Source organism: Dyadobacter frigoris (genome assembly GCF_005280585.1).
Classification (GTDB): domain Bacteria; phylum Bacteroidota; class Bacteroidia; order Cytophagales; family Spirosomataceae; genus Dyadobacter; species Dyadobacter frigoris.
This window is the reverse complement of record NZ_SZVO01000011.1, coordinates 132,179-157,580: the sequence shown is the minus strand read 5'-3', so window position 1 is coordinate 157,580 and position 25,402 is coordinate 132,179. Positions and strand designations below refer to the sequence as shown.

Here is a 25,402-nt window from a genome sequence, read left to right as displayed (position 1 = left end):
ACGATTATGAAAATAAGAGATTTCTTTTTCTTTTTTGCGCTCCTAAGCTTAATATTAACCGGATGTAAAAAATCCGAAAAATCAGAAAGGGATGTACCATTGTCGCCGATTGACGGCAAAGTTTTTTCACAACAAATCGCTGTTTTGGCTTCTGATTCGCTGGAAGGCAGAAAGCCATTCTCAAAGGGTGAAGAAAAAACGATTCAATATTTGAAAACAGAGTTTGAAAAACTTGGACTTAAACCTGGTAATGGTAATAGTTTTTTTCAAAAAGTGCCGATGGTTGATATTATGTCAAAACCTTCCGGATCTCTTGTTATAAAAAATAAAAAAGGAAATGTAACGCTCAAATATCTGGATGATTTTGTTGCCGCTTCCCGACGTGTACAGGATCAGGTTAAGGTTGAAAACTCGGATTTAATTTTTGCGGGTTACGGAATTGTAGCACCTGAATATGGCTGGAATGACTATGAGGGATTAGATGTAAAAGGGAAAACGGTCGTAGTTATGGTCAATGATCCGGGTTTTGTTGATAGTACTTTGTTCAAAGGCAAAACGATGACCTATTACGGCCGCTGGACTTATAAGTTTGAAGAAGCAGCGCGCCAGGGTGCAGCGGGCGTATTAATTATCCATGATACCAAACCGGCGAGTTATGGCTGGGCAGTGGTGAGAAGTGGTTGGTCAAAATCTAAATTGTATCTGGATTCGGAAGATAATAATATGTCGAGAGCCAATATGGAAGGCTGGATTACTTCAGAATCTGCGAAGAAATTATTTCAACTGGCGGGAGTTTCGGATAGTTTGCTGATTGAGGCAGGGAAAAAAGGATTCAAACCAGTTACGCTAAATCTCAAAACTTCACTTGTGATTAATAACAAGATCAAGAAATCAACTTCGAATAATGTTCTCGCGCTATTACCGGGAACCGATCGCAAAGACGAATACATTATTTATTCAGCGCATTGGGATCATTTTGGAAAAGGTGAAGCGATCAAGGGAGATTCTATTTATAACGGTGCAGCGGATAATGCTTCCGGAACCGCGGCTTTACTGGAAATTGCCAGTGCCTTTACCAAGCTGAATAAAAAACCATCCAGATCGATTTTATTTTTATCTGTTACAGCGGAAGAGCAAGGTCTGCTGGGTTCAGAGTATTATACGTCACATCCGGTTTATCCAGTTAACAAAACAGTGGCAGATATCAATATGGATGTTTTGCAGCCCTTTGGCAAAATGAAGGATATTATCCTGGTGGGAAAAGGACAATCCGATCTGGATGATTATGCAGATGAAGCTGCCGCACGACAAGGACGCACAACACGTGGGGAGCCGGATCCGTCGGGCGGCTGGTATTTCCGTTCTGATCATTTCAATTTTGCAAAAGTGGGAATTCCTGCTTTGTATATTGAAAACGGATCGGTATCTGTGGAGCATGGAGAGGCATGGGGGGAAGCGCAGAAAAAGGATTACAATGACAACCGATACCATTCACCTGCTGACGAATATTCATCCTCCTGGGATATTTCAGGAATTATTGAAGACATGCAATTACTGTTCAATGTCGGGTATAGTTTGAGTAACGAAGTTACTTTTCCAGGTTGGAAAAAAGGTTCGGAATTTAAAGCGATCCGAGATAAGTCGATGGGGAAATGATATTGTTAAAAACCAAAGGCGTCAACTTTTAAAAGTTGACGCCTTTGGGAACTTCTGATTGCCTGTAAATATTTCTTGCTAACCGCTAACTACTGAATTCCACCCATCCACTTTTTTACCGGTTTCCAGAATAACAAAAGCAGCAATCCAAATCCAACAGAGAATAAAGTTACCTGATGGAAAAGTGCTGGCATTTGCTGTAAATTTTCTTCGTCAAAACCACCCGCAAATAATCCGGCGATCAGGTTTCCTAAGGAAGCGGCTACAAACCATATTCCCATTAACTGGCTGACGTAACGTTTTGGGGCCAATTTTGTATAAGAACTTAATCCAACAGGACTCAGGCAAAGTTCGCCGATCGTGTGAACTAAATAAGTAAATGTTAAAAATAGTGGAGAGGCCAATCGTCCTGTAACGGCAATTTTGGATGCCATTTCCATGAAAAAGAATCCGGTTCCAACCAATAATAATGCGATTGCAAACTTGATAGGTGTAGCAGGATTTATTCCTTTTGCTGAAAGATAGATCCACAGACTTGCCATAACCGGGGCAAAAATCAGGATAAATGTTCCGTTGAAATTCTGGAACCAGCTCGAAGGCATTTGCCAACCGCCAAAAGTACGCTGCGTATAACGTTCTGCGAAAATTTGCAGGGAAGAACCCGCTTGCTCAAATCCTGACCAGAATATGGCTGCGGCAAGGAAGAAAACGATCAATACATAAATTCTTTTTCTTTCAACTGGATCTAACCCTCCCGCAACGAGGATGTAAATGAAGTAAAACAAAGAAACCGTTACGATGATAATACCTGCTCCTTGTGCAAGACCCTGAGCGGTGGTCATGTCAATGTATCCCTTTAATTGCAATGCTGATAGAAATAATACTAACATTGCAACCAGTCCATACCCAAGTTTTTTCTCCGAGCCGGATTTAGCAACGGATTCAGGTGTACTTATTTTAGCGGCTGGCACTTCGCCAAAGCCTTGCAGATATTTTTTGCTTCCATATCTGAATACAGTCAAACCAAGAAACATACCGACGGCCGCAGCACCAAATCCCATATGCCAGTTGATTTTCTGACCAAGAAAGCCTACAATGGTAATTCCTAATACCGAACCCAGGTTAATTCCCATGTAAAAAATGGAGAAAGCTGCATCGCGTCTTGCCCCGCCTTCCGGATATAGTTCCCCAACAATCGAACTGATATTAGCTTTCAACAATCCTGTTCCGATAGCCACAGTAATCAATCCAATGAAGAAGACGCTTGTCCCGCCGGGAATTGCCAGAATAATATGACCGAGCATGATGACGATCCCGCCATACCAGATCGCTTTCTTTTGTCCAAGGATATTGTCGGCAAGCCAACCTCCGGGAAGTGTTAACAAATAAACAGATGAAGTATATAATCCGTACACAGCGGCAGCTTCTGCTGCTTCAAGCCCCATGCCTCCTCTGACATTATCCAAAAGGAAGAGCAGAAGAATGGCCCGCATACCGTAGAAGCTGAAACGCTCCCACATTTCGGCAAAGAAAAGAACATAAAGACCGCGAGGGTGCTTCTGTGATAGAGTCGAAGTCATAAAGAGAATAGAAGTATTTTATTTGGCAATACGCTCTTGCCGGGTGGTTTTAATAGCGCAAGATAGGAATTATGACCAAATTTTAAATATTTATTTGTTTGAGCAATCATTTCAGTCTTTTTAAATAACAGCTGTAATCAGATAAACCCATTGCTGGTCACATTTATTTTTCCGACCATAGAAAAGCCGGAGAATATGGTTTTTGATCCATATCCTCCGGCTTCTGGCACTACTTGTTATTTACTTCACAGAAAACGATCCTTGTCCAATCTGAAATCCTTCGGAATACAATTCTATCGTATACGTTCCGGATTTGAAAGCAGCATTTCTATCATACAAAATGCTTACATCCTGATTATTATTGCTGTACATTACATCCTGGCTGATCGTGTAACCTTGTTCCTGTCCGTTATACTCGAACTTTCCGGAACCGGTTGCGTCGTCAGAAATTGTAGCACCCGTTGGGTCAATAACACGCAGATAGACTTTTTTGTTATCTGCCTGAGTCAACGCATTTTTTTCAAGAATAAAATCAACTCTGATTTTATCAATTCGTTTTGCTTTTACGTTTTCACCTTCACGAACTTTTCCTTTGGATGAAATCGCATAGACCTTGACGTTACGCGCCCGCAAAGCAGCAGCCATTGTAACCTTGGATTCAAGCTCTGCATTTTTTGTTACAACACCGGAAAGCGAATCTGAAACAGCTTTTTTACTCGTTTCCAAATCAGCTTTTTCCTGAGTTAATGTTTCTGTCTTACTGATCAATTGCTGGTTTTCCTCTCTCAACTGAGCAATTTCTTCATCCTTTTTAGTAAGGAAAGTTTCGTATTCTTTAATTTTATTTCCTAACGTAATTGTGCCTTTACGTAATGCTGCACGATCTTTTTGAAGATCCGCCTTGGCTTTTTGAAGTTCTTCAATGTTTCCGCCAAGCCCTTGTACTTCAACAATTTTTGCGTCAAGTTGTTTTGAAATGGAATCGAGTTTGATCTCGTTCATAGCAAGTTCATTGACACGAACTTCTAAATCTGCTTCCTGTTTTGTTGTGATGTTACGTTCCTGATAATACAAATATCCGAACACGGCAGCGACAACGGTCATAATGATTAAGCCAATAACAAGGCCCGTATTATTCTTATTCTCCATAACATTTAATTTAGGTTAAACTTATTCTTGTAAATGTTCTATCAAATAATTGTGCCAGCATATACGTTCTGGCTTATTTATTTTGGTAAAAGAAAAAACCCGTCCGAAGTATATGACTTTGAACGGGTTTCCTTTTTATTTTAGTCCGTTTAATTAAAACGGGATATTATTTTCAGTAAAAACTGGCGAATAATTCCGCAGTTAGTAATCTCCGCCTGCTCCGCCTCCGCCAAAACTTCCACCGCCAAATCCGCCGAAACCACCACCATCTCCTCCTCCAAAACCTCCGCCCCAGTTTCCTGATGAGCTTCCGCCGCTGGAATGCGTGGTATAAGGAAAGAAAATAGGGCCACCACCCATGCTACGGAAACCACCACCGCCACCGCCTTTGTTACGGGAAATAATAATAAGGATAACAATAAACACAATGACGAAAATAAGCATAGGAGAAATTCCGCCGCCGTCTTCATTATCTTTTGGATCGGCTTTATATTCTCCGGTGGCATATTTTATCAACATATCTACACCTTTATCCAATCCCCGGTAATACATTCCATTCTTAAATTCCGGAGTGATTACCTGCGTGATTATTCTTTTGGCAATTGCATCCGGTACGGCACCTTCCATACCATAGCCGGTACTTATGTAAATTTTCCGGTCAGTAGAAGCCCAGAGAATGACGATACCATTATTTTTCCCCTTGCCACCAACGCCCCATTCTCTTCCCAGCTTTAAGGCATAATCGGCAATGGCATAATCTCCGGTTGTCGGGATTACAACAATGGCAATCTGTGAGGAAGTAGAATCGTTGTAAGCATCCAGTTTTTGTTCAAGCGCGCTGATTTCCGTTGGGTTCAGCTGCTTTGCAAAATCATTGACCAGACGAGGTGGATTAGGCTTCGCCGGTATATCCTGTGCCGAAACGCGGCAAAGAATAAGTAAAAACATTAAAGAAAAAATGGTGTATTTTTTCATAAGAAATATTTACCCGAAAGAAATATCGTCAGGTAGTTCATTAACATCGTCCGAGCGATATGGGAAATGAATTTTTAATTGTAAACCAGCTTCTTTTATTCCTGCGCAAAGTCCTTCCGTATATTTGTTTTGGGAGAAATAACTGCGCAGCAGGTCTTTGGTACTATTCCAAAAATCAGCTTCCACCTTTTCATTGATTCCTTTATCTCCTAAAACTGCAAATTTCCGGTCTTCGTAAGCAAGGTAAAAAAGTACTCCGTTTTGTTCCGCTGTTGCATACATTTTCAAAAGTCCAAAAACCTCTTTTGCTCTTTCCAGAACATCTTCGGCGTCACATTTTTTTTCAATATGCACTTTAACTTCACCCGAAGTTTGTTTTTCAGCTTCCTGTATTGCAGCAATAATTTGCTTTTGTTCCTCTTCTGAGAAAAAAAGTGAATCAGGCATGGATTAGTTGAAAGTTAAGAGTGGAAACCGGGCCGCCGGGCAGTTGAAAGTTGGGTTTGAGGAAAAGCTTCCGAAACCCAACTTTCTTATTAAAATTGTACTGATGGTGCTTTTTCAGAGCCGGCTGCGGCTGTGAAGTAACCTTTTTGAGCGAATCCGAAAATACCTGCGAAAAGATTAGTAGGGAAAGTACGTACTTCCTGGTTGTAATCTTTTACTACCGTGTTGAAATCGTTACGGGCTACGGCGATACGGTTTTCAGTTCCTTCCAATTGTGCCTGAAGTTCCAAAAAGTTCTGGTTTGCTTTCAGGTCAGGATATTTTTCAACCGATACTAAAAGGCGGGATAAAGCGCCGCTTAACTGATCTTGTGCACCTTGAAATTTAGTGATATTTTCAGGAGTAAGCTGGTCTGCATTGATGGTTGTTGAAGTTGCTTTTGCACGGGCTTCAATAACCGCAGTTAGAGTGCTTTTTTCAAAATCTGCTGCACCTTTTACCGTACTCACTAAGTTTGGAATAAGGTCTGCGCGGCGTTGGTACTGGCTTTCGACTTTTGCCCATGATTCTTTCACAACTTCATCTTTGCCTACCAGGCCATTATATTTGCCACATCCAACAAATCCGAAAATCAGGAGAATGACAACAACTGCGATAAGTCCTTTTGACATTGTAATATTTGATTTAGAGTTAATGATTTGGTCCAAAGTTGGCCAAAGCTAGCAAAATCTTTAAGAAAAACTACACAATCGGCAACGAGGCATTATATAGCGCCACCAACCGTGATGACAGGATTAAATACTGCCTACGCCGGCGATCGTATTCCACCTTACCCAGTTTCCTGAAACGTTATAATCAATCAGGTAACTTTCAAAAAACATAGCTCCCCAGGTCCAGTTTATACCAAGTTCGTTGGTCAGATAATCTGCTGCGAGCACTCTTTCGGTAGTTGTCAGATATCCTGTTGTGATAAGTTTGGTAACGGCCGTATTCACAGCGTCATTTTCAGTTTCAGCATTCATCCATTTTTCAAACAATGGAAGCTCATTAAGCCAGCGTTTATTGATTTCATGTTTTATTCCGCCTGGTTTGAAAAGCCTTGAACCATGACGAAGTAATGTCCAGTTTGAAAAATCCCTTTTTAAAAGATCTCTGACAATGACTTTCGCATCCTCATTTTCTGACAAATAGGGAAGAAGTATTGAATAAATATATCTTGGGGACAAACAACCGAGGGAAAGCCAGGTTGATAATTCATAATCTACAATAGGTTCTGCCGAAGTAAGTGCTTTACCTGCTTTGATATTTTCTTCAATAAACTGTTCCAGTTTTGTTAATCCGATCGTTTCTCCTCCCTTTTGTAAAGATCCTGACGATTTTTTCTCGGCATCAATTTCAAAAGGATCTATTGAAAGCATCGGTAAGGATGGAATTAAACCAGCTTCGTAGCCCTGCGGTAAATTAATATGTTCAGGTTCCGGGAATACGGTTTTCACTTTAAGTCCAGGCTTCATTTTTTCATAAAACTCCGGAAAATCGAAAGGTAATTTTGCAATAGAAAATGGCAGGTCAACCGCGCTTCCAAGCGTTGTCATCCAGAAAAGTTTGATATCAACGTTCATCACTTTGATATTTTTACTTAACGAAGTTTCAACACTGGTTTCATCAGGCGCAATTTCCTTGCTCGTATAGATATATTGGGCGTTATACTCTTCTGCCAGTTGTGCTACGATCTTTTCCGGTTCGCCAACGCGGATTAATAAATCTCCACCTTTTTCACGCAGCCGGTTTCTTAAATCCAGGACGGATTCTAACAAAAACTGAGCTCTTAATGCTCCTGCACGACGGAAACCGAATTTTGTTTTTTCAAACTGACGCGGGTCAAAAACATAAACCGGAACAACTTCCTGTGCAATTTGTGTGGCAGAAAAAAAGGCTTCGTTGTCATGAAGTCTAAGGTCGTTGCGGAACCAATAGATAATGCGGTGAATCATTGAAGAAAATAATAGAAGAAGAATTTATTGTTGTTCTTGCAAGTATACTAAAATTGCCCGAATGCATGACGAACGGAGAACGAGATAAAGCAAGGTGGTTATGAAACAAAGAATCCAACAAAATAGTCGCTTCGGGACTGATTTTGTTGGATTCCGATAATTTTGAGACAAAAATTAGTAACTCAAAATCGTAAATTCTGTACGACGGTTTCGCTGATGTTCTTCTTCTGTTTTAGCATTTGGAATAATCAATTGGCGCTCGCCATAACCTTTGGCCGTTAACCTTTCGGCTTCAATTCCTTTCAGATTTAAATACTTTACCGCCGACTCGGCCCTGTTTTGAGAAAGCGTCATATTGTACGCATCCGTAGCACGGGCATCTGTATGAGAACTTAATTCAATGTTCATCGTCGGATTATCTTTCAGGATTTGAACCAATTTGTCAAGTTCAATCGCCGCATCCGGACGGATATTATATTTATTCAAATCATAATAAATATTGTCAAGCACAAACGTTTTGTTTAATTCAAGTCTGTCCAGTTTGATGGAAACCTGATACGTCGTATCCGTTAATACTTTTGTCAAAAAGATCGGTGGAATGCTGCGGCCGTTCATCGAGAATGGTTCTCTTTTACTAATGAATCCTTTTTTCGTTACCAAAAGAACATATGATCTTCCTTCTTCAACCGGCTGTGTTCCGAACTTACCGGCAGCATTTGTTTTCAGCTGGGCAATTTGGGTATCCGAGGTATCGGGTAAAATGTGAACAATCGCAGAATCGATCGGTGTTGGATTTGTTGAGTTATCATAAACATCACCCGCAAGGAAATAACGAACTGTCTTTAATTTTCCTTCGATATAATTCGGATTTTGCGGATTCAAAGGATCCATCGGATCTTTTACAGCAATCGTAGTATCCGGTGCTTTGGGTGTAAAGAAGTAATAAATATCATCGTCGCCTTTTCCACCTTCTCGGTTGGAAGCGAAAAATCCCTGATCCTTTTTTTTGTAAAACATCAGTCCAAAATCATCCTGGGGACTATTAAATGGTAATCCAAGGTTTTCGATCGTGATAACACCTTGCGTACGGGTTGCTGAAAATAAATCCAGTTTTCCTAAGCCAGGATGTCCGTCTGAGGCAAAATAAAGTTTTCCCCCCTCGGCGACGTATGGGAACATATCATCACCAGCGGTATTAATATCACGGCCCATATTCACTGGTTTGCTGAAACGGCCGGATGCATCAATATTTGTTCTGTATAAATCAATTCCACCTGCTCCACCAGCACGATTTGAAGCAAAATATAATGTTTTTCCATCACGGGAAAACGAAGGAGAACCATCCCAGGCCAGAGAATCGTTGATCGGCAAAATTGCTGGCGGCGTCCATTGTCCGTTAACATTCCGGCTTTGGTATAAATCCACATCAGCAGTACCTTTCTTTTTCCCCGTATTACCACGTGCAAAAATCAGCATTTTACCATCCGGACTAAAAGCGGGGGAACCTTCATTTGCATCAGGCGCGAAAATATCCTTACTGAATAATTCAGATGTTCCCTGCGTTTCGCCTGGATCTTTTCCAAGAGCAATTTTGTAAAGGCCTAACATAGACTGGCCGTTATTTTTATAGATCTTTTCTTTTTTGGAAGAAGAAAAAACGAGCTCATTACCAAGAACGGTAGGGGAGAAGTCAGAGCCAGCGCCGTTAAAAGGAATATCTTTCAATTTCACATCAGGCATTTTTTCAATGCTTAATTTGTCTGTGATTTTTAGAATTTCAATTTCGCGTAAAGCCCTTTCCTGTAAATTTTTCGGGCTGTTCGTCGCTTTCGCAAATAAAGCAAACTGATCAGCTGCTTCTTTATACTGCCCGGTAGTTTTCAAAGCATAAGCATATTGAAACTGAGCTTCCGGATTTGTGGTACCACCATCCAATGCTTTTTTATAAAAAGGAATAGCTTCCTTAAAACGGTTAGAAAGGCGATAGGATTCGGCAATCATGAAGTTTGTCTGCGTTGGTTCATAGTTTGCTGCCGCCGCTTTTTCCAAACCTTTAATGGCGAGATCGTACTCCCCATTATCAAATTTCTTTATTCCGTCTTTATAAGCCTGCATGGCAGAATTACAACCAGCCAGGAACGTGCCTAGTACCAGAATACTAATAACGAGGGTAAAATTACACCGCAATATTTTCATATAATTATGTATAAATGCTAACGAATTTGATGAGCGTTTATGGGTTCTAAAAGACAATACTACTAAACAACGTTTGGAAATAAAATTCTGGATATGAAGGACAAATAATTTTATCGAAAAAATAAAATGATCGTCCTAAAATAGTTACCCGGCGGCATTATATAATGATTAGGGCTGGATTTTTGTTAAACAACAGTTACAAATCACGATTAATTTTTCCGTGGGGTTATATTTTAACTTTTTTCAAAAATTTAATTTTTGTCTTAAATAATGCAGACAACAAGTTTCGTGATTACTCCTATTAATCGAAATATACCTTTGTTTTGTTGCAAAGTAACTTTTTAATATAACAAAACCTGCTATTGCAGCTTCAATTCAGATAAGATAATGTAATAAACCCGTAATCCTAAATGATATCGGATGGCTTTAAAAGGACTATTGTATACTGTTTGGTTAAAAAAATATTATTAACATTTTGTAAATCAGGTTAAGTCTGTTACTTTTGCAGTCCGATTTTTAGAGAATATTGTTTTCAAAATAATCGATTAGTTGATTAACTAGATTAAAATCAATTCATTAAATGCCAACTATTTCACAATTAGTCCGTAAAGGTAGAGAGACCATTACATGGAAATCCAAGTCACCGGCTTTGGATTCTTGCCCTCAGCGTCGTGGAGTATGTACTCGTGTATATACGACAACGCCAAAGAAACCGAACTCAGCACTTCGTAAAGTTGCGCGTGTTCGTCTTTCTAACAACAAAGAAGTGAATGCCTACATCCCGGGTGAAGGCCACAACTTGCAAGAGCACTCGATCGTTTTGATCCGTGGTGGTCGTGTTAAAGATTTACCAGGTGTTCGTTACCACATTATTCGTGGAGCATTAGATACTGCAGGTGTTAGCGGACGTAAACAACGTCGTTCTAAATACGGTGCAAAACGCCCTAAACCAGGACAAGTTGCAGCACCGGTAAAAGGTAAGAAAAAATAAAAAGTAACTCTCTCTGCTTTTATTAAAGAACTATTCTGATAAATAAAAGGGAAGTAATCCTGGATTCTGTTCAGGGTGAATAAGTTGCAAAACGAAACCTCGTGTAAAACATTAAGTATTAAAATGAGAAAGTCCAAACCAAAGAAAAGATATATCCTGCCTGATCCTAAGTTCAGAGATGTACAGGTTACAAAATTTGTAAACAACCTGATGCTTCAAGGCAAGAAAAGCATTGCTTTCACAATTTTTTATGACGCATTAGAAGTGGTTGAGAAAAAAACCAGCGAAAGTGGTCTTGAAACCTGGAAAAAAGCATTGAACAATGTAACTCCATCTGTTGAAGTAAAAAGCCGTCGTGTGGGTGGTGCTACTTTCCAGGTTCCAACTGAAGTACGTCCGGAACGTAAGCAAGCTTTGGGTATGAAATGGTTGATCAACTACGCTCGTAAGCGTGGAGAGAAAACTATGGTAGACCGTTTGGCTGGTGAAATCGTTGCTGCTGCTAAAGGTGAAGGTGCTGCTGTTAAGAAAAAAGACGATACGCACCGTATGGCGGATGCGAACAAAGCATTCTCGCATTTCCGTTTCTAGGAAATCGTTTTATAACGTATCTGTTAAATCCGGCTACTGCATTTTATGCGGTAGCCGGATTTTTTTTATTTTATGCACGAATGGTTACAACTTAGATTTTTATTTTAAATTTAAGGATTGAATTGAACGTTTAATTTTCTTTTCAAAATAAGTTAAGAAGCTTTTACTCAACAACTCACCTAAAAAATTTAGCTATGAAAAATTTCTGCATTCTGGGCTTATGCCTGATCATGATTCTTTCCTGTCATTCCAAAAAGGTTGAACCTGTTATTGAAATCGGTGAGGAAATATTAAGCGACAATTCTCTTGTACTTTTTGACAAAGGTTTTGAGAAAGAATTAATTCGTTTAGGGATTGACAAACTAGGCAAGGAAGATGGCAAGATTCGATACATGGATGTTAAAAATATTGAAACGCTCGTTATCCGGCCGCAGGTGAAAGAAGAGATACAGGGATTAAAAGGAATAGAATATTTTGTAAATCTTAAATCCTTAACCGCGCTTTACACCAAGCCGGATTCACTGGATTTAAGTAGCAATACCAAGCTGGAATCATTGCACATAGAAACCGGAATGGAAGTCGGCGGGGAGCGTAAAAGTCTTAAATATTTGAATATCAGCAATTGTAAAGAGCTGAAAATTCTTAATTGCAGAGGTAATCATTTATCCAAGTTGGATTTGAGTCAAAATACTAAACTTCGGGAAATCTTTTGTGATGACAATTATGATTTAGAGACGCTTGATTTGTCCAAAAATACGGCATTGGAAATTCTAAGCGCACCTGGTGGCGAGCGATTCTCAAAATTAGACCTAAGCAGGAATTTAAATCTAAAAAAGTTAATTTGTTATTCACCAGCGTTGAAAACGTTGGACGTTAGTATGCTTGCAAATTTAAGTTTTCTGATTTTAGGTGCCTCTGATATAGATTTAAAATTACCCGGCCTTTCAAAACTTGATACTATACAACTTTATTACTCAAATGATGTATTACTCGATTTTAAGGCAATACCTGACGTCATATCATTGTCGTTAAGCGGTGGTGTTAAACCAGTGGATTTTTCATCATTACCAAAACTGAAAAGTTTGTACTTGCGCCCTGGATTTGAGAAGCTGGATTTGAGATCGAATACAAAACTTGAAAATCTCGTAATTCATGATTCAAAACTTCGTGAGATAAATCTTGCAGGTAATACCATGTTAAAGGAATTTTACGGGGATAACTGGATAGAACTTTCAAGTCTGGACTTACGGCCCTGTAAGAATTTGCAAAAGTTTATAATTGGAAGTTCCCCAAAATTATCCTCCATTTGTGTTAATGAATTACCACTTGAGTCAGACATAAATTGGGGAAAGCCTGACAATGTTAAATTCGTTGTTTGTAATTAGTTGCAAAAATAAAGCTGATAACGCCTGTATTTTTCTAGACGCAAACACTAGCTTTTGTTAATAACCTAAATATTTCTAAAAAATATCTCTTCACCATTGTTTTTATAATCAACTATTTATACTTTTGCACTCTGAATTTTTTGCAGTGGTGTGAAAATGCCCTAAGAATGTTCAGACTTGCTTCAAGAATTGAATTGCACAACGAATATAAATAACAGCACCATTTGCCATGGCACGTGATCTAAGATTAACAAGAAATATTGGTATTGCTGCGCACATTGATGCGGGTAAAACTACAACCACCGAGCGTATTCTTTATTACGCAGGAGTAAGCCATAAAATTGGAGAAGTACATGATGGTGCTGCTACAATGGACTGGATGGAGCAGGAGCAAGAGCGTGGTATTACCATTACTTCGGCTGCTACAACAGTAGATTGGACTTACCGTAATGAAAAATACCATATCAACATTATTGATACACCAGGTCACGTTGACTTTACTGTTGAGGTAAACCGTTCTCTTCGTGTATTGGATGGATTGGTTTTCTTATTCAGTGCGGTTGATGGGGTTGAGCCTCAGTCAGAAACGAACTGGCGTTTGGCTAACAACTATAATGTAGCACGTATCGGTTTCGTAAATAAAATGGACCGTTCTGGTGCAGACTTTCTTAAAGTTTGTGCGCAGGTGAAAGAAATGCTTGGTAGCTACGCTGTCCCTCTTCAATTGCCAATTGGTGCTGAAGATACTTTCAGAGGTGTAGTTGACCTTATCAATTTCCGTGGTATCGAATGGAATGAAGAAGATAAAGGAATGACTTTCAAAGAAGTTCCGATTCCTGAAGATATGATTGAAGAAGCAACTGAATGGAGAGAGAAACTTCTTGAAGCTGTTGCCGAATTCGATGACACTTTGATGGAAAAATATTTTGAAGATCCTACTTCAATCTCGGAAGATGAAATTCTTGCAGCTTTGCGCGCAGCGACAATCAGTATGAAAATCGTTCCTATGGTTTGTGGTTCTTCTTTTAAAAACAAAGGTGTTCAAACGATGCTTGATTATGTGATGGCAATTTTGCCTTCTCCTCAGGATCGTGAAAGCATCATCGGAACTGATCCACGTACTGGTCTTGAAATATCACGTCAGCCAACGGATGCAGATCCCTTCTGTGCACTAGCGTTTAAAATTGCAACTGACCCTTATGTAGGACGTCTTTGCTTTATCCGTTCTTATTCAGGATATCTTGATTCAGGTTCTTATGTGTTGAACAACCGTTCAGGAAATAAGGAGCGTATCTCTCGTATTTTCCAAATGCACGCAAACAAGCAAAATCAAATTGATCGTCTTGAAGCGGGTGATATTGGAGCGGTAGTAGGTTTCAAAGATATTAAAACCGGTGATACTTTATCTGACGAAAAGAACCCAATCGTTCTTGAATCAATGGTATTCCCTGAGCCTGTAATTGGTTACGCAATTGAGCCTAAGAAAGCTGCGGATGCTGATAACTTTAGCAAGGCAATCACTAAACTGATCGAAGAAGATCCTACGTTACAAGTTGAAAGTAACGAAGAAACAGGTCAGACGATCATCAAAGGAATGGGAGAACTTCACCTTGAAATTATCATCGACCGTATGCGTCGTGAATTTAAAGTTGAAGTAAACCAGGGTGCTCCTCAGGTTGCTTACAAAGAGGTTCTTACCAAGAACTTTGAACACCGTGAAGTTTACAAGAAACAAACGGGTGGTCGTGGTAAGTTTGCCGATATCCTTTTTGAAATCGGACCAAGAGACGACAACGAAGAAGGACAAGAGCCAAAAACTGGTTTACAGTTCGTTAACCAGATTGTAGGTGGTACTATTCCTCGTGAATTTATCGCTCCGATACAAAAAGGGTTCGAAGCTTCTATGTCGAATGGTGCTTTGGGTGGATATCCTTTGGATTCGATGAAAGTGCGTTTGTACCACGGTTCATTCCACGATGTCGATTCAGATGCACTATCTTTTGAATTAGCAGCTAAAATTGGTTTCAGAGAATCAGCACGTCACGCAGGTTCTAAATTGATGGAGCCGGTTATGCACGTTGAAGTACTTACGCCTGACGAATACACTGGACCTATCACAGGTGACCTTAACCGTCGTCGTGGTATCATGAGAGGTATGGATTCGCGTAATGGTGCTCAGGTTATCAAAGCGGACGTTCCTTTATCTGAATTGTTCGGTTATGTAACAGATCTTCGTACGATGTCATCCGGACGTGCTACTGCTTCGTTGACTTTCGCTTACTACGAAATTGTACCGCAGCATATCTCTGATACAGTAATTGAGAAAGCAAAAGGCTTAGTTAAAGCTTAATAAAAATATTAGCCACTGCTCTGAAAAGGGCAGTGGCTAAAAATATTTAAGCCAGTGAAGTAAATGGTTCTTTCGCTGGTGGATTGTCGGGATTCGTTCCGCTCAAATTTTCAAGAACCGGAAATAAGCAAATAAGATGAATCAAAAAATTCGTATCAAATTGCGGTCATTCGATCACAACTTAGTTGACAAATCGGCTGAGAAGATCGTTAAGGCTGTTAAGGCAACTGGCGCCGTTGTTAGCGGTCCAATCCCATTGCCAACTAAAACAGAGAAATTCACTGTTTTACGTTCTCCTCACGTGAACAAAAAGTCGCGTGAACAATTCCAGCTTTGTACTTACAAACGTCTGGTAGACATTTTCTCTACAAGTGCAAAAACTGTTGATGCACTGATGAAGCTTGAATTGCCAAGCGGTGTTGATGTAGAGATCAAAGTTTAGTGATTCTTACAGGCTTATTTAATTAAGTCATTTACATAATTGGGTGAAGGTCCTTAATAATTGGAAACCGCATCTGAGCTCATTCAGGTAATAATTCGAATGTTTTTTTGTATTCGATTAGTGCCAGGAATTAACTGAGGTCAGATGTTTAGTACATCTGACCTTTTTTGCTGATTATCAGTGAGAAATAATAAAAAACCGCTTTGATATAAAAATTCAAATTTCTATCTTTGCAGTCCGTTTTAAAGAATAGGGTTTTACCTGCTAATTTAAATTAATTACGATGTCTGGTTTAATAGGTAAAAAAATCGGAATGACTAGTTTGTACAATGCTGACGGGCAGGCTCTGGCATGTACTGTGATTCAAGCTGGTCCTTGTGTTGTTACACAAGTTAGGTCCGAGGAAAAGGATGGTTATAAGGCCATCCAATTAGGTTTTGGCGAGAAAAGAGAGAAAAACTCTACTCAGCCGTTAATAGGTCACTTCAAAAAGGCCGGTACAACTCCAAAGCATAAGCTTGTTGAGTTTAAGGAATTTGAAGTGCAGCATGAACTTGGAACTTCACTATCAGTACAAGATGTATTTGAAGAAGGTGAATTCGTGGATGTAGTAGGTTCTGCCAAAGGCCGCGGTTTCCAGGGTGTTGTAAAACGTCATGGTTTCGCAGGAGTTGGTGGACAAACACACGGTCAGCATAACCGTGCACGTCACCCAGGTTCGATTGGTGCTTGTTCGTTCCCGTCACGCGTATTTAAAGGCATTCGTATGGGTGGGCGCATGGGTAACAATCGTGTAAAAATTCAGAATTTGCGTATTCTGAAAGTGATACCTGAGCAAAATCTTATAGTTGTAAGTGGCTCAGTACCGGGTTCAAAGAATTCATTTCTAATCATTGAGAAATAGTACCAATGGAACTGTCCGTATTAAATATAAAAGGAGAAGATACCGGCAAGAAGGTAACAATGTCTGAAGAAATCTTCGGCATCGAACCTAACGAGCATGCGATCTATCTCGACGTGAAACTGTACTTGGCCAATCAGCGCCAGGGTACACACAAGTCAAAAGAACGTGCTGAGATCAATCACTCAACACGTAAAATTAAGCGCCAAAAAGGTACCGGTGGTGCCCGTGCAGGTAGCATTAAGTCACCAGTTTTCATCGGTGGTGGTCGTATATTCGGTCCTCGCCCTCGTAACTACACTTTCAAAATCAACAGAAAAGTGAAAACGTTAGCGCGTATTTCTGCTCTTTCTGCGAAAGCGAAAGTTGACGCTATCTCTGTATTGGAAGCATTTACTTTTGATGCGCCAAAAACTAAGTCATATTTGACTGTACTTAATTCACTTTCATTAGTGAATACAAAAACATTGTTGATTCTTTCAGAAGTTGATAACAATGTGTACCTGTCAAGCAGAAACGTTCCGAAAGCGAAAGTTACTACTGTTGATTTGGTAAATACATATGATCTGATGAATGCAGACCGCCTTTTAATAAGTGAATCTGCTCTGTCTAATTTGGAAACCCTATTAAACAAATAGTGATGAGTGTACTGAAACGACCGATTATAACAGAAAAGGTAACGGCTCAGGGTGGTCAGGGAAAGTATGCCTTTGAAGTAACACTTACTTCTAACAAGGTTGAAATCAAAAAGGCTATCGAGAAACTGTTTGGGGTTACCGTAGAGAGCGTTCATACAATGCGCAGCATTGGAAAAAGCAAATCCCGCACATCGGGAGGAAAGTTTGTAAGTGGAAAAACGTCAACCATTAAGAAAGCTATTGTAACAGTAGCTGAAGGTGAGATCATCGACATTTACGGTGAAGCTTAGAATTTTGGTTGATCTATTCAAATCTTAGAAGAGTTTAAGTATAGCAATGGCAGTTAAAAAATTAAAACCGACAAGTGCTGGTCAACGTTTTCGCATGGCTCCTGCTTTTGAGGAGATCACAGCGTCAAAACCTGAAAAGAGCCTATTAGAGCCTGTTAAAAGAACAGGTGGTCGTAATAGCTCCGGACATCGTACCATGCGACATATAGGTGGTGGTCACAAACGCAGATACCGTGTTATCGATTTCAAAAGAAATCGTTTTGATGCACCAGCAACAGTTCTTACAATTGAATACGATCCAAACCGCTCAGCACGTATCGCTCTGGTACAGTATGCTGATGACGAAAAAAGATACGTAATCGCACCGAACGGATTGAAAGTGGGACAAGTAATTGTTTCAGGAAGCTCAGTAGCACCAGAAATGGGAAATGCTCTTCCACTAGGTTCAATGCCAATCGGTACAATTGTTCACAATATTGAATTGACGCCTGGTAAAGGTGGTCAGTTTGCAAGAAGCGCAGGAGCTTATGCTCAGCTTGTAGCGCGTGAAGGTAAGTACGCAGTAATAAAAATGCCATCTGGCGAAATGCGTATGATTCTTTCAACTTGTATCGCAACGGTTGGAACAGTTTCCAATTCAAGTCACATGAATGTGAATTACGGTAAAGCAGGCCGTAAACGTTGGTTAGGTCGTCGCCCAAGAGTTCGTGGTGTTGCTATGAACCCAGTCGATCACCCAATGGGTGGTGGTGAAGGCCGCTCATCAGGAGGCCAGCCTAGATCAAGAAACGGACAGTTCTCAAAAGGACTTAAGACTCGTGATCGCAATAAGCATTCTGAGAAATTGATTATCAGCCGTCGTAAAAAATAATATAATAATATGGCACGCTCATTAAAAAAAGGACCATACATCGACTTTCGTCTGGACATCAAGATTCAGACGATGAACAGCGCAGCTCGTAAGTCGGTAATTAAGACATGGTCAAGACGCTCAATGATCTCTCCGGATTTTATTGGACATACATTCGCAGTTCACAACGGTAACAAGTTCATACCGGTTTATGTAACTGAAAACATGGTAGGACACAAATTAGGAGAGTTTTCGCCAACGCGTAACTTCCGTGGTCACACCGCCAAAAAAGATAAAGGTAGAAAATAATTAGTCGACGATAGCTGGGTTTCGTCAATCGGAACCAGCCTATATCTGAAAGAACATGGAAGCAAGAGCTATATTAAGAAATGTGCCTACTTCTCCTCGTAAGATGAGATTAGTAGCCGACATGATTCGCGGACAAAAGGTCAGCAAAGCGTTGGCGCTGTTAAAGTTTCAACCAAGAGCTTCTTCACCAATTTTGCACAAAGTTTTACTTTCTGCAGTTGCCAACTGGCAACAATTGAATGAAGATGCAAAGCTGGAAGACGCTGATCTTTATGTTAAAACCGTATTTATTGACGGTGGACGTATGTTGAAGCGTTTGCGCCCTGCACCGCAAGGAAGAGCACACAGAATCCGTAAGCGTTCAAACCACATTACACTTGTGGTTGATGACAAAGCGGAAGTTGCCACAACGGATGTTGCCGCAAGCGTGGAAAACAAAGTAATCACCGAATCATAAGTAAACGATCTATTTCGAATGGGACAAAAGGTTAATCCTATAGGTCTGAGACTAGGAATTGTTAGAGGCTGGGACTCTAGCTGGTATGGAGGAAAAGATTTTTCTGACAAACTTGTTGAAGACGAAAAAATTCGTAACTACATAAAAGCACGTATCCCAAAAGGATCAATCTCTAAAGTAGTTATCGAGCGTACACTGAAACGCATCACGCTTACAATTCACACGGCTCGTCCGGGTATAGTAATTGGTAAAGGTGGTAGTGAAGTTGACAAGATCAAAGAAGAGCTTAAAAAAATCACAGGAAAAGACGTTCAGATTAACATCTACGAAATTAAACGTCCTGAGATTGATGCAAAATTAGTTGGAGAAGCAATTGCACAACAACTACAAGCTCGTATCTCTTACCGTCGTGCAATGAAGCAATCAATCGCTTCTGCCATGCGTGTAGGAACTCAAGGTATCAAAATCCGTCTTGCGGGACGTTTGGGTGGAGCTGAAATGGCTCGTACTGAAGAGTATAAAGAAGGACGTATTCCTCTACATACATTGAGAGCGGATATTGACTATGCAATCTCGGAAGCACAAACGATCTATGGTAAAATAGGTATCAAAGTTTGGATCTTCAAAGGTGAATTGTACGGAAAGCGTGATTTGACTCCAAGTGCTGCAACAGCTGCTGCTGACAGAAGCGACAGAGGAACAGGATCAGGCGGCGGAAACGACCGTAACAAGGACAGAAGAGGTGGTCGTGGCGGAAACGATAGTAACCGTGGCGGTGGTAGTGAAGGCGGTGGCGGAGGAAGCGAAGCGGATCGTCGTAAGAGAAGTAGAAATAAGAAGAAGTAATCAGACATTTTCCGATTTTGTGAAATCGGTTCAAATAGATTAGAATCATGTTACAGCCGAAAAGAACAAAATTTCGCAAGCAACAAAAAAACAAAGGTTCAGAAAAGGGACTTGCCACTCGTGGCGCAGAAATCGCTTTCGGATCTTTCGCAATCAAGTCGCTTGAGCCAGGCTGGCTAACAGCACGTCAGATAGAAGCAGCGCGTATTTCAGTTACACGCGCTATGAAACGTGAAGGCCAGGTATGGATTCGTGTATTCCCTGACAAGCCTATCACAAAGAAACCTGCAGAGGTTCGTATGGGTAAAGGTAAAGGAGCTCCTGAGTATTGGGTAGCACCAATCAAGCCGGGAACAATCATCTTCGAAGCAACCGGTGTTACACTGGAAACTGCTAACGAAGCATTGCGTTTGGCTGCACAAAAGTTGCCAATTAAAACAAAGTTCGTGGTACGTCGGGATTATCAAGAATAGACCAACCCCGAACGTATCTAAGAACGCTAATTATTATAAGCAATGACTAGTAAAGAAATACAAGACCTGTCGCAGGATCAGCTGAAAGAACAGATCGCACAAGAAAGAGAGCGCTTACTTCGATTGAAATTCGCGCACGCTATTTCACCGATCGAAAACCCTTTGCGTATTCGCGCCTCGCGTAAGGAAATTGCAAAACTATTGACCGAACTGTCGGCTAAAACTAACCAACAGTAAATCAGTTTAAGAAATTATGGAGGCAACAGAAAGAAATTTACGGAAAGAAAGAGTCGGTAAAGTAGTGAGCAACAAAATGGAGAAATCCTGCGTGATCACTGTTGAGCGTAAAGTTAAGCACGAAAAATATGGTAAGTTTATGACTAAAACTACCAAACTTATGGTGCATGACGAAAATAACCAGGTTGGTATCGGTGATACGATCAAAGTTATGGAAACACGTCCGCTTAGTAAGAATAAGCGTTGGAGATTAATAGAAATCCTTGAAAAAGCTAAGTAACAAATGGTACAGCAAGAATCAAGACTGTCGGTAGCAGACAACAGTGGAGCGAAGGAAGTACTCGTAATACGTGTACTTGGCGGAACTGGCAAACGCTATGCTTCAGTAGGCGATAAGATCGTCGTAACAGTAAAGTCTGCTCTTTCATCGAGCAGCATGAAAAAAGGAACGGTTTCAAAAGCCGTGGTTGTACGGACTAAAAAGGAAGTACGCCGCAAGGATGGTACATACATTCGCTTTGAAGATAATGCAGCCGTTTTACTTAACAACAACGACGAACCACGTGGATCACGTATCTTCGGTCCAGTAGCGCGTGAATTGCGTGAAAAACAATTTATGAAGATTGTTTCCCTGGCACCGGAAGTGTTGTAAGAAATAAAAACAAAAGTATTTCTTTAGAACCGATAAGAGAATACCTCAAATGGAAAGCAAAAATAAAAACCTACCCGCTAAATTGCACATACGCAAAGGAGATACTGTTAAAGTAATTTCCGGAAATGCGAAAGGTGAAACAGGGGTTATCAAAACTGTGCTTATTGAGAAATCAAGAGCAACTGTGGAAGGTGTTAATTTGATTACGAAACACGTAAAACCAAATGCACAGAACCCACAGGGAAACATCGAAAAACGTGAAGGTACTATTCATATCAGTAACCTGATGGTAATAGATCCTAAGACTGGCGAAGCGACTCGTACGGGACGTAAAGCAAACGAAAAAGGAAAGTTACAGCGGTTCTCTAAAAAATCAGGAGACTTTTTATAAGTCTCCCGGTTTTGGGGCCAGTTGTTAGTTTTATATACGAAGCGCGTGGGTCGGCAATCCACATAATTAAATCAGAAAAATGGCACAGCCGAGATTAAAAGAAAAGTACGTTAGCGAAGTAGTTTCGCAGCTGAAAGAAAAGTTTGAGTACAAGTCTGTAATGCAAGTACCTCGCTTGACTAAAATTGTTATCAACAAAGGTATTGGCGCAGCCGTATCTGACAAGAAACTGGTTGATACAGGAGTTGAAGAGCTTGGATTGATTACAGGACAGAAAGCAATTGCTACCATTTCTAAAAAGGCGGTTTCCAACTTTAAGTTGCGTGAAAACATGCCGATTGGAGCAAAAGTAACACTACGCGGAGATCGTATGTACGAATTCCTTGATCGTTTGACAGCTATCGCGATGCCTCGTGTACGTGATTTCAAAGGAATCAGCGACAAAGGATTTGACGGTCGTGGAAATTATACTTTTGGTGTGAAAGAACAGATCATCTTCCCTGAAATCTCTATCGAAAAGGTAAACAAGATTACAGGTATGGATATCACATTTGTTACTTCAACAAATTCTGACGAAGAAAGTTACGAATTGTTGAAAGCACTTGGTATGCCTTTCACTAATGCGAACAAACAAGGATAATTCTTAAGATTAAGATATTTACCGACAATGGCAAAAGAATCAGTAAAAGCACGGGAAAGAAAAAGACAAGCTTTAGTAGCTCGTTATGCTGAAAAGCGTAAAACATTAAAGGCTGCTGAGGATTGGGTTGGCCTAGATAAATTACCCCGTAACTCATCGCCTGTACGTCTGCACAATCGTTGCAAAATCACAGGAAGACCTCGTGGATACATGCGAAAATTCGGAATCTCAAGAGTTCTGTTCCGGGAAATGGCCTCAGATGGTAAAATTCCGGGTGTTACAAAATCAAGTTGGTAGGAATACTTTCAATTCTGATTTCAATTACTTAACTTTGCACTCCCGTTTTAAGGAAGTGTTTAAACTAGGCATAAAAAATGTTAACGGATCCCATAGCAGATTATCTGACGAGACTCAGAAACGCCATCAAAGCGAAGCACAGGGTTGTTGAGATACCTGCATCCAACATAAAAAAAGAAATAACGAAGGTACTTTTTGATAAAGGGTATATCCAGAGTTATAAATTTGACGAAGTCGGCCCTCAGGGTGTAATCAAGATAGCCTTGAAATACAATCCTGTTACGAAACAAAATGCGATTGTTAAATTGCAAAGAGTTAGTAAGCCAGGGTTACGCAAGTACTCCGGGACATCTACACTACCTCGCGTTTTGGGTGGTCTTGGAACTGTAATTATCTCTACATCGAAAGGTGTAATGACAGATAAGGAAGCCAAAACACTGAATGTAGGTGGAGAGGTGTTATGTTTCGTGTACTAATATTATAAAGTTATTCAGGAAATGTCACGAATAGGAAATAAATTAATCGCTATACCAGCCGGCGTTTCGATCTCAGTATCGGACGACAACCTGGTTTCGGTAAAAGGTCCAAAAGGAACACTTACTCAGTCTGTTGATACTGATATTTCAATTGAAATTGAAGGCGGCGAACTGAAAGTTAAGCGTCCTAGCGAACAAAAGCGCCATAAGGCTTTGCACGGATTGTACCGCTCACTTATTAATAACATGGTTATTGGTGTTGAGACGGGTTACAAAAAGGAATTGGAAATCATCGGTGTTGGTTATAAAGCCAGTGCCGTTGGTAACGTTTTAGAGTTACAATTGGGATATTCACATAATATTTTTATGTCTATTCCTGATGAACTGAAAATTACAACCACTTCCGAAAAAGGTCAGAATCCAAAAGTAATTTTGGAAGGTATTGACAAGGAATTGATAGGTTCTGTTGCTGCTAAAATTAAGTCTCTACGTAAAGTAGAACCTTATAAAGGTAAGGGTATTCGTTTTGTTGGTGAAATCGTTCGCCGCAAAGCTGGTAAGTCTGCTAAGAAATAGTGCGTAGCCACAGGATGATTTTGTTAACTAAGTTTAGATAAGATTTAAAATGGCTACCTCAAAAGTAGATAGAAGACAACGCCTTAAATATCACATCCGTAAGAAAGTGAAAGGTAGTGCTGAACGTCCCCGTCTTTCGGTTTTCCGTTCAAACACTAGCATCTATGCTCAAATCATTGATGATATTCAAGGAATAACCCTGGTAAGTGCTTCGACGCTTGACCTTGGTGAGAGAAAAGAAAGTTCTAACGTAGAGGCAGCTCTTGCAGTTGGAAAGAAGATTGCCGAAAAGGCGCAGGCAGCAGGTATTCTTGCGGTAGTATTTGACCGTAACGGATATTTGTACCATGGTAAAGTTAAAGCATTGGCCGAAGGAGCTCGCGAGGGTGGCCTGAAATTCTAAGAATAAGCAAAGACTATGTCTACAAATACAAAACCTTCAAAGGTTAACGAATCGGATCTGAAAGAACGCGTAGTAGCGATCAATCGGGTAGCAAAAGTAGTAAAAGGCGGTCGTCGTTTTAGTTTCTCTGCCATCGTGGTTGTGGGTGACGGAAAAGGTGTGGTAGGTCATGGACTAGGTAAAGCAAATGAAGTAACAGATGCTATTGCCAAAGGAATTGATGATGCTAAAAAGAATTTGATTCAAATTCCAATGTTGAAAAACACTGTTCCTCATGCGATGGAAGGTAAATTCAGCGGTGGGTTTGTATTGATCAAGCCAGCAGCTCCTGGTACAGGAGTTCTTGCGGGCGGGCCAATGCGTGCCGTTCTTGAAAGTGCTGGTATCAAAGACGTACTTGCTAAGTCAAAAGGTTCTTCGAATCCGCATAACGTTATAAAAGCTACAATTGACGCTCTTTTGAAAATGAGAGCTCCTCATCAGGTTGCTTTCCAACGTGGAGTTAAATTGGACAAAGTATTCAACGGATAATCCTTACAGGGGATTATCCTTTATCTGAGAGTAATTATGTCAAAAGTACGTATTACACAAATTAAAAGTGTTATCGATCGTCCGGAAAGACAAAAGTTAACTATCCAGGCGTTAGGCCTAGGTAAGATTAACCGTACGGTTGAGAAGGAAAATACCGACGCCATTGCGGGTATGATCCGTAAGGTAAGTCACTTAGTTTTAGTTGAAGAAATCTAATAAATACTAAAAGTATGAATCTTAGTTCATTAAAACCGGCAGCTGGATCCGTTAAAGTCGGAAAACGTGTCGGACGTGGTCAGGGATCCGGTTTAGGCGGAACTTCTGCACGTGGACATAATGGAGCACAGTCTCGTTCAGGTTACAGCCGTAAATTGGGTTTTGAAGGTGGCCAGATGCCTCTTCAAAGACGTTTGCCTAAATTCGGTTTTAACAACATTAACAGAGTAGAATACAAAGCATTAAATCTTGATGCAATTCAGGCTCTTGTTGAAAAATTGAATGTTACTGTTATCACGCTTGATTTGCTTCGTGAAAACGGACTTTGTGCGAAAAAAGACCTTGTGAAAATCCTTAGCCGTGGTGAAATCACTTCTGCTGTTGAAATTCAGGCAAATGGTTTTTCTTCGTCTGCTGTTGAAGCAATTGAAAAAGCAGGTGGTAAAGCCGTTAAGTTGTAACC

Annotated in this window: 33 protein-coding genes; 26 read left to right on the top strand and 7 right to left on the bottom strand. The window is 40.3% G+C overall.

Going from position 1 to position 25,402, the window contains the following annotated elements; all coding sequences use genetic code 11:
• The first annotated feature begins 6 nt into the window (after window positions 1-6).
• Window positions 7-1,656, top strand: coding sequence for a M28 family metallopeptidase (locus tag FDK13_RS22720; protein WP_137342304.1), 1,650 nt, complete (start codon window positions 7-9; stop codon window positions 1,654-1,656).
• Between the two features lie 89 nt (window positions 1,657-1,745).
• Here FDK13_RS22720 and FDK13_RS22715 read toward each other — a convergent pair whose 3' ends face one another.
• The 7 genes from FDK13_RS22715 to FDK13_RS22685 form a co-directional block, all read right to left on the bottom strand.
• Window positions 1,746-3,236, bottom strand: coding sequence for a peptide MFS transporter (locus FDK13_RS22715; RefSeq protein ID WP_137342303.1), 1,491 nt, complete (start codon window positions 3,234-3,236; stop codon window positions 1,746-1,748).
• A gap of 240 nt (window positions 3,237-3,476) precedes the next feature.
• The gene (locus FDK13_RS22710; RefSeq protein ID WP_137342302.1) at window positions 3,477-4,385 is read right to left on the bottom strand and encodes a DUF8428 domain-containing protein; all 909 of its coding nucleotides are present in this window, start codon (window positions 4,383-4,385) and stop codon (window positions 3,477-3,479) included.
• Window positions 4,386-4,586: 201 nt separating this feature from the next.
• Window positions 4,587-5,360 (bottom strand): TPM domain-containing protein, encoded by a 774-nt coding sequence (locus tag FDK13_RS22705; protein WP_137342301.1) that lies wholly within the window; start codon window positions 5,358-5,360, stop codon window positions 4,587-4,589.
• Window positions 5,361-5,369: 9 nt separating this feature from the next.
• A complete protein-coding gene (locus FDK13_RS22700) occupies window positions 5,370-5,807 on the bottom strand; it encodes a TPM domain-containing protein (protein WP_137342300.1) in 438 nt (145 codons plus the stop codon).
• Between the two features lie 89 nt (window positions 5,808-5,896).
• On the bottom strand, window positions 5,897-6,478 hold the full coding sequence (locus tag FDK13_RS22695) for a LemA family protein (protein WP_137342299.1): 582 nt from the start codon (window positions 6,476-6,478) through the stop codon (window positions 5,897-5,899).
• A gap of 123 nt (window positions 6,479-6,601) precedes the next feature.
• A complete protein-coding gene (locus FDK13_RS22690) occupies window positions 6,602-7,801 on the bottom strand; it encodes a deoxyribodipyrimidine photo-lyase (protein WP_137342298.1) in 1,200 nt (399 codons plus the stop codon).
• A 174-nt stretch (window positions 7,802-7,975) separates the two neighbouring features.
• Window positions 7,976-9,997, bottom strand: a complete 2,022-nt coding sequence (locus FDK13_RS22685) for a CHU_0125 family OmpA-like outer membrane integrity protein (protein ID WP_445438713.1) — start codon at window positions 9,995-9,997, stop codon at window positions 7,976-7,978.
• Window positions 9,998-10,577: 580 nt separating this feature from the next.
• Here FDK13_RS22685 and rpsL point away from each other — a divergent pair.
• The 25 genes from rpsL (at window position 10,578) to rplO (ending at window position 25,400) form a co-directional block, all read left to right on the top strand.
• Window positions 10,578-10,988, top strand: a complete 411-nt coding sequence (gene rpsL, locus FDK13_RS22680; RefSeq protein ID WP_137342297.1) for a 30S ribosomal protein S12 — start codon at window positions 10,578-10,580, stop codon at window positions 10,986-10,988.
• Between the two features lie 123 nt (window positions 10,989-11,111).
• A complete protein-coding gene (gene rpsG / locus FDK13_RS22675) occupies window positions 11,112-11,579 on the top strand; it encodes a 30S ribosomal protein S7 (protein ID WP_090341140.1) in 468 nt (155 codons plus the stop codon).
• A gap of 194 nt (window positions 11,580-11,773) precedes the next feature.
• On the top strand, window positions 11,774-12,964 hold the full coding sequence (locus FDK13_RS22670) for a leucine-rich repeat domain-containing protein (protein ID WP_137342296.1): 1,191 nt from the start codon (window positions 11,774-11,776) through the stop codon (window positions 12,962-12,964).
• 229 nt (window positions 12,965-13,193) lie between these two features.
• Window positions 13,194-15,314 (top strand): elongation factor G, encoded by a 2,121-nt coding sequence (fusA, locus tag FDK13_RS22665; protein ID WP_137342295.1) that lies wholly within the window; start codon window positions 13,194-13,196, stop codon window positions 15,312-15,314.
• 136 nt (window positions 15,315-15,450) lie between these two features.
• Window positions 15,451-15,756 carry a 30S ribosomal protein S10 gene (gene rpsJ / locus FDK13_RS22660; RefSeq protein WP_015813787.1) on the top strand — a complete coding sequence of 102 codons (306 nt, stop codon included), beginning with the start codon at window positions 15,451-15,453 and terminating at the stop codon, window positions 15,754-15,756.
• 283 nt (window positions 15,757-16,039) lie between these two features.
• On the top strand, window positions 16,040-16,660 hold the full coding sequence (rplC, locus tag FDK13_RS22655) for a 50S ribosomal protein L3 (RefSeq protein WP_137342294.1): 621 nt from the start codon (window positions 16,040-16,042) through the stop codon (window positions 16,658-16,660).
• 5 nt (window positions 16,661-16,665) lie between these two features.
• A complete protein-coding gene (gene rplD, locus FDK13_RS22650; RefSeq protein ID WP_137342293.1) occupies window positions 16,666-17,295 on the top strand; it encodes a 50S ribosomal protein L4 in 630 nt (209 codons plus the stop codon).
• A gap of 2 nt (window positions 17,296-17,297) precedes the next feature.
• A complete protein-coding gene (rplW, locus tag FDK13_RS22645) occupies window positions 17,298-17,585 on the top strand; it encodes a 50S ribosomal protein L23 (RefSeq protein ID WP_090341154.1) in 288 nt (95 codons plus the stop codon).
• Window positions 17,586-17,631: 46 nt separating this feature from the next.
• Entirely contained in the window at window positions 17,632-18,456 is an 825-nt protein-coding gene (gene rplB / locus FDK13_RS22640; protein ID WP_090341157.1) for a 50S ribosomal protein L2, read from the top strand.
• 9 nt (window positions 18,457-18,465) lie between these two features.
• Window positions 18,466-18,744 (top strand): 30S ribosomal protein S19, encoded by a 279-nt coding sequence (gene rpsS, locus FDK13_RS22635; protein WP_137342292.1) that lies wholly within the window; start codon window positions 18,466-18,468, stop codon window positions 18,742-18,744.
• A gap of 55 nt (window positions 18,745-18,799) precedes the next feature.
• Window positions 18,800-19,201: a 50S ribosomal protein L22 gene (gene rplV, locus FDK13_RS22630; RefSeq protein ID WP_090341163.1), complete on the top strand. Its 402-nt coding sequence runs from the start codon at window positions 18,800-18,802 to the stop codon at window positions 19,199-19,201.
• Between the two features lie 18 nt (window positions 19,202-19,219).
• Window positions 19,220-20,047, top strand: a complete 828-nt coding sequence (rpsC, locus tag FDK13_RS22625; protein ID WP_137342291.1) for a 30S ribosomal protein S3 — start codon at window positions 19,220-19,222, stop codon at window positions 20,045-20,047.
• Between the two features lie 47 nt (window positions 20,048-20,094).
• Window positions 20,095-20,520: a 50S ribosomal protein L16 gene (gene rplP, locus FDK13_RS22620; protein WP_137342290.1), complete on the top strand. Its 426-nt coding sequence runs from the start codon at window positions 20,095-20,097 to the stop codon at window positions 20,518-20,520.
• A 42-nt stretch (window positions 20,521-20,562) separates the two neighbouring features.
• Entirely contained in the window at window positions 20,563-20,757 is a 195-nt protein-coding gene (gene rpmC, locus FDK13_RS22615; RefSeq protein WP_137342289.1) for a 50S ribosomal protein L29, read from the top strand.
• Window positions 20,758-20,773: 16 nt separating this feature from the next.
• A complete protein-coding gene (gene rpsQ, locus FDK13_RS22610; RefSeq protein WP_090341174.1) occupies window positions 20,774-21,037 on the top strand; it encodes a 30S ribosomal protein S17 in 264 nt (87 codons plus the stop codon).
• A gap of 3 nt (window positions 21,038-21,040) precedes the next feature.
• Entirely contained in the window at window positions 21,041-21,409 is a 369-nt protein-coding gene (gene rplN / locus FDK13_RS22605) for a 50S ribosomal protein L14 (RefSeq protein WP_090341176.1), read from the top strand.
• Window positions 21,410-21,458: 49 nt separating this feature from the next.
• The gene (rplX, locus tag FDK13_RS22600) at window positions 21,459-21,800 is read left to right on the top strand and encodes a 50S ribosomal protein L24 (RefSeq protein ID WP_137342288.1); all 342 of its coding nucleotides are present in this window, start codon (window positions 21,459-21,461) and stop codon (window positions 21,798-21,800) included.
• A 79-nt stretch (window positions 21,801-21,879) separates the two neighbouring features.
• Window positions 21,880-22,440, top strand: coding sequence for a 50S ribosomal protein L5 (rplE, locus tag FDK13_RS22595; protein WP_137342287.1), 561 nt, complete (start codon window positions 21,880-21,882; stop codon window positions 22,438-22,440).
• Window positions 22,441-22,467: 27 nt separating this feature from the next.
• The gene (gene rpsN / locus FDK13_RS22590; protein ID WP_090341179.1) at window positions 22,468-22,737 is read left to right on the top strand and encodes a 30S ribosomal protein S14; all 270 of its coding nucleotides are present in this window, start codon (window positions 22,468-22,470) and stop codon (window positions 22,735-22,737) included.
• Between the two features lie 77 nt (window positions 22,738-22,814).
• Entirely contained in the window at window positions 22,815-23,213 is a 399-nt protein-coding gene (gene rpsH, locus FDK13_RS22585) for a 30S ribosomal protein S8 (RefSeq protein ID WP_090341180.1), read from the top strand.
• A gap of 21 nt (window positions 23,214-23,234) precedes the next feature.
• The gene (gene rplF / locus FDK13_RS22580) at window positions 23,235-23,789 is read left to right on the top strand and encodes a 50S ribosomal protein L6 (protein WP_137342286.1); all 555 of its coding nucleotides are present in this window, start codon (window positions 23,235-23,237) and stop codon (window positions 23,787-23,789) included.
• A gap of 49 nt (window positions 23,790-23,838) precedes the next feature.
• A complete protein-coding gene (rplR, locus tag FDK13_RS22575) occupies window positions 23,839-24,192 on the top strand; it encodes a 50S ribosomal protein L18 (protein ID WP_137342285.1) in 354 nt (117 codons plus the stop codon).
• Between the two features lie 15 nt (window positions 24,193-24,207).
• Window positions 24,208-24,723, top strand: coding sequence for a 30S ribosomal protein S5 (gene rpsE / locus FDK13_RS22570; RefSeq protein ID WP_090341189.1), 516 nt, complete (start codon window positions 24,208-24,210; stop codon window positions 24,721-24,723).
• 36 nt (window positions 24,724-24,759) lie between these two features.
• Window positions 24,760-24,939 (top strand): 50S ribosomal protein L30, encoded by a 180-nt coding sequence (rpmD, locus tag FDK13_RS22565; protein WP_137342284.1) that lies wholly within the window; start codon window positions 24,760-24,762, stop codon window positions 24,937-24,939.
• A 14-nt stretch (window positions 24,940-24,953) separates the two neighbouring features.
• Window positions 24,954-25,400 carry a 50S ribosomal protein L15 gene (gene rplO, locus FDK13_RS22560; RefSeq protein ID WP_137342283.1) on the top strand — a complete coding sequence of 149 codons (447 nt, stop codon included), beginning with the start codon at window positions 24,954-24,956 and terminating at the stop codon, window positions 25,398-25,400.
• The last annotated feature ends 2 nt before the right edge of the window (window positions 25,401-25,402 follow it).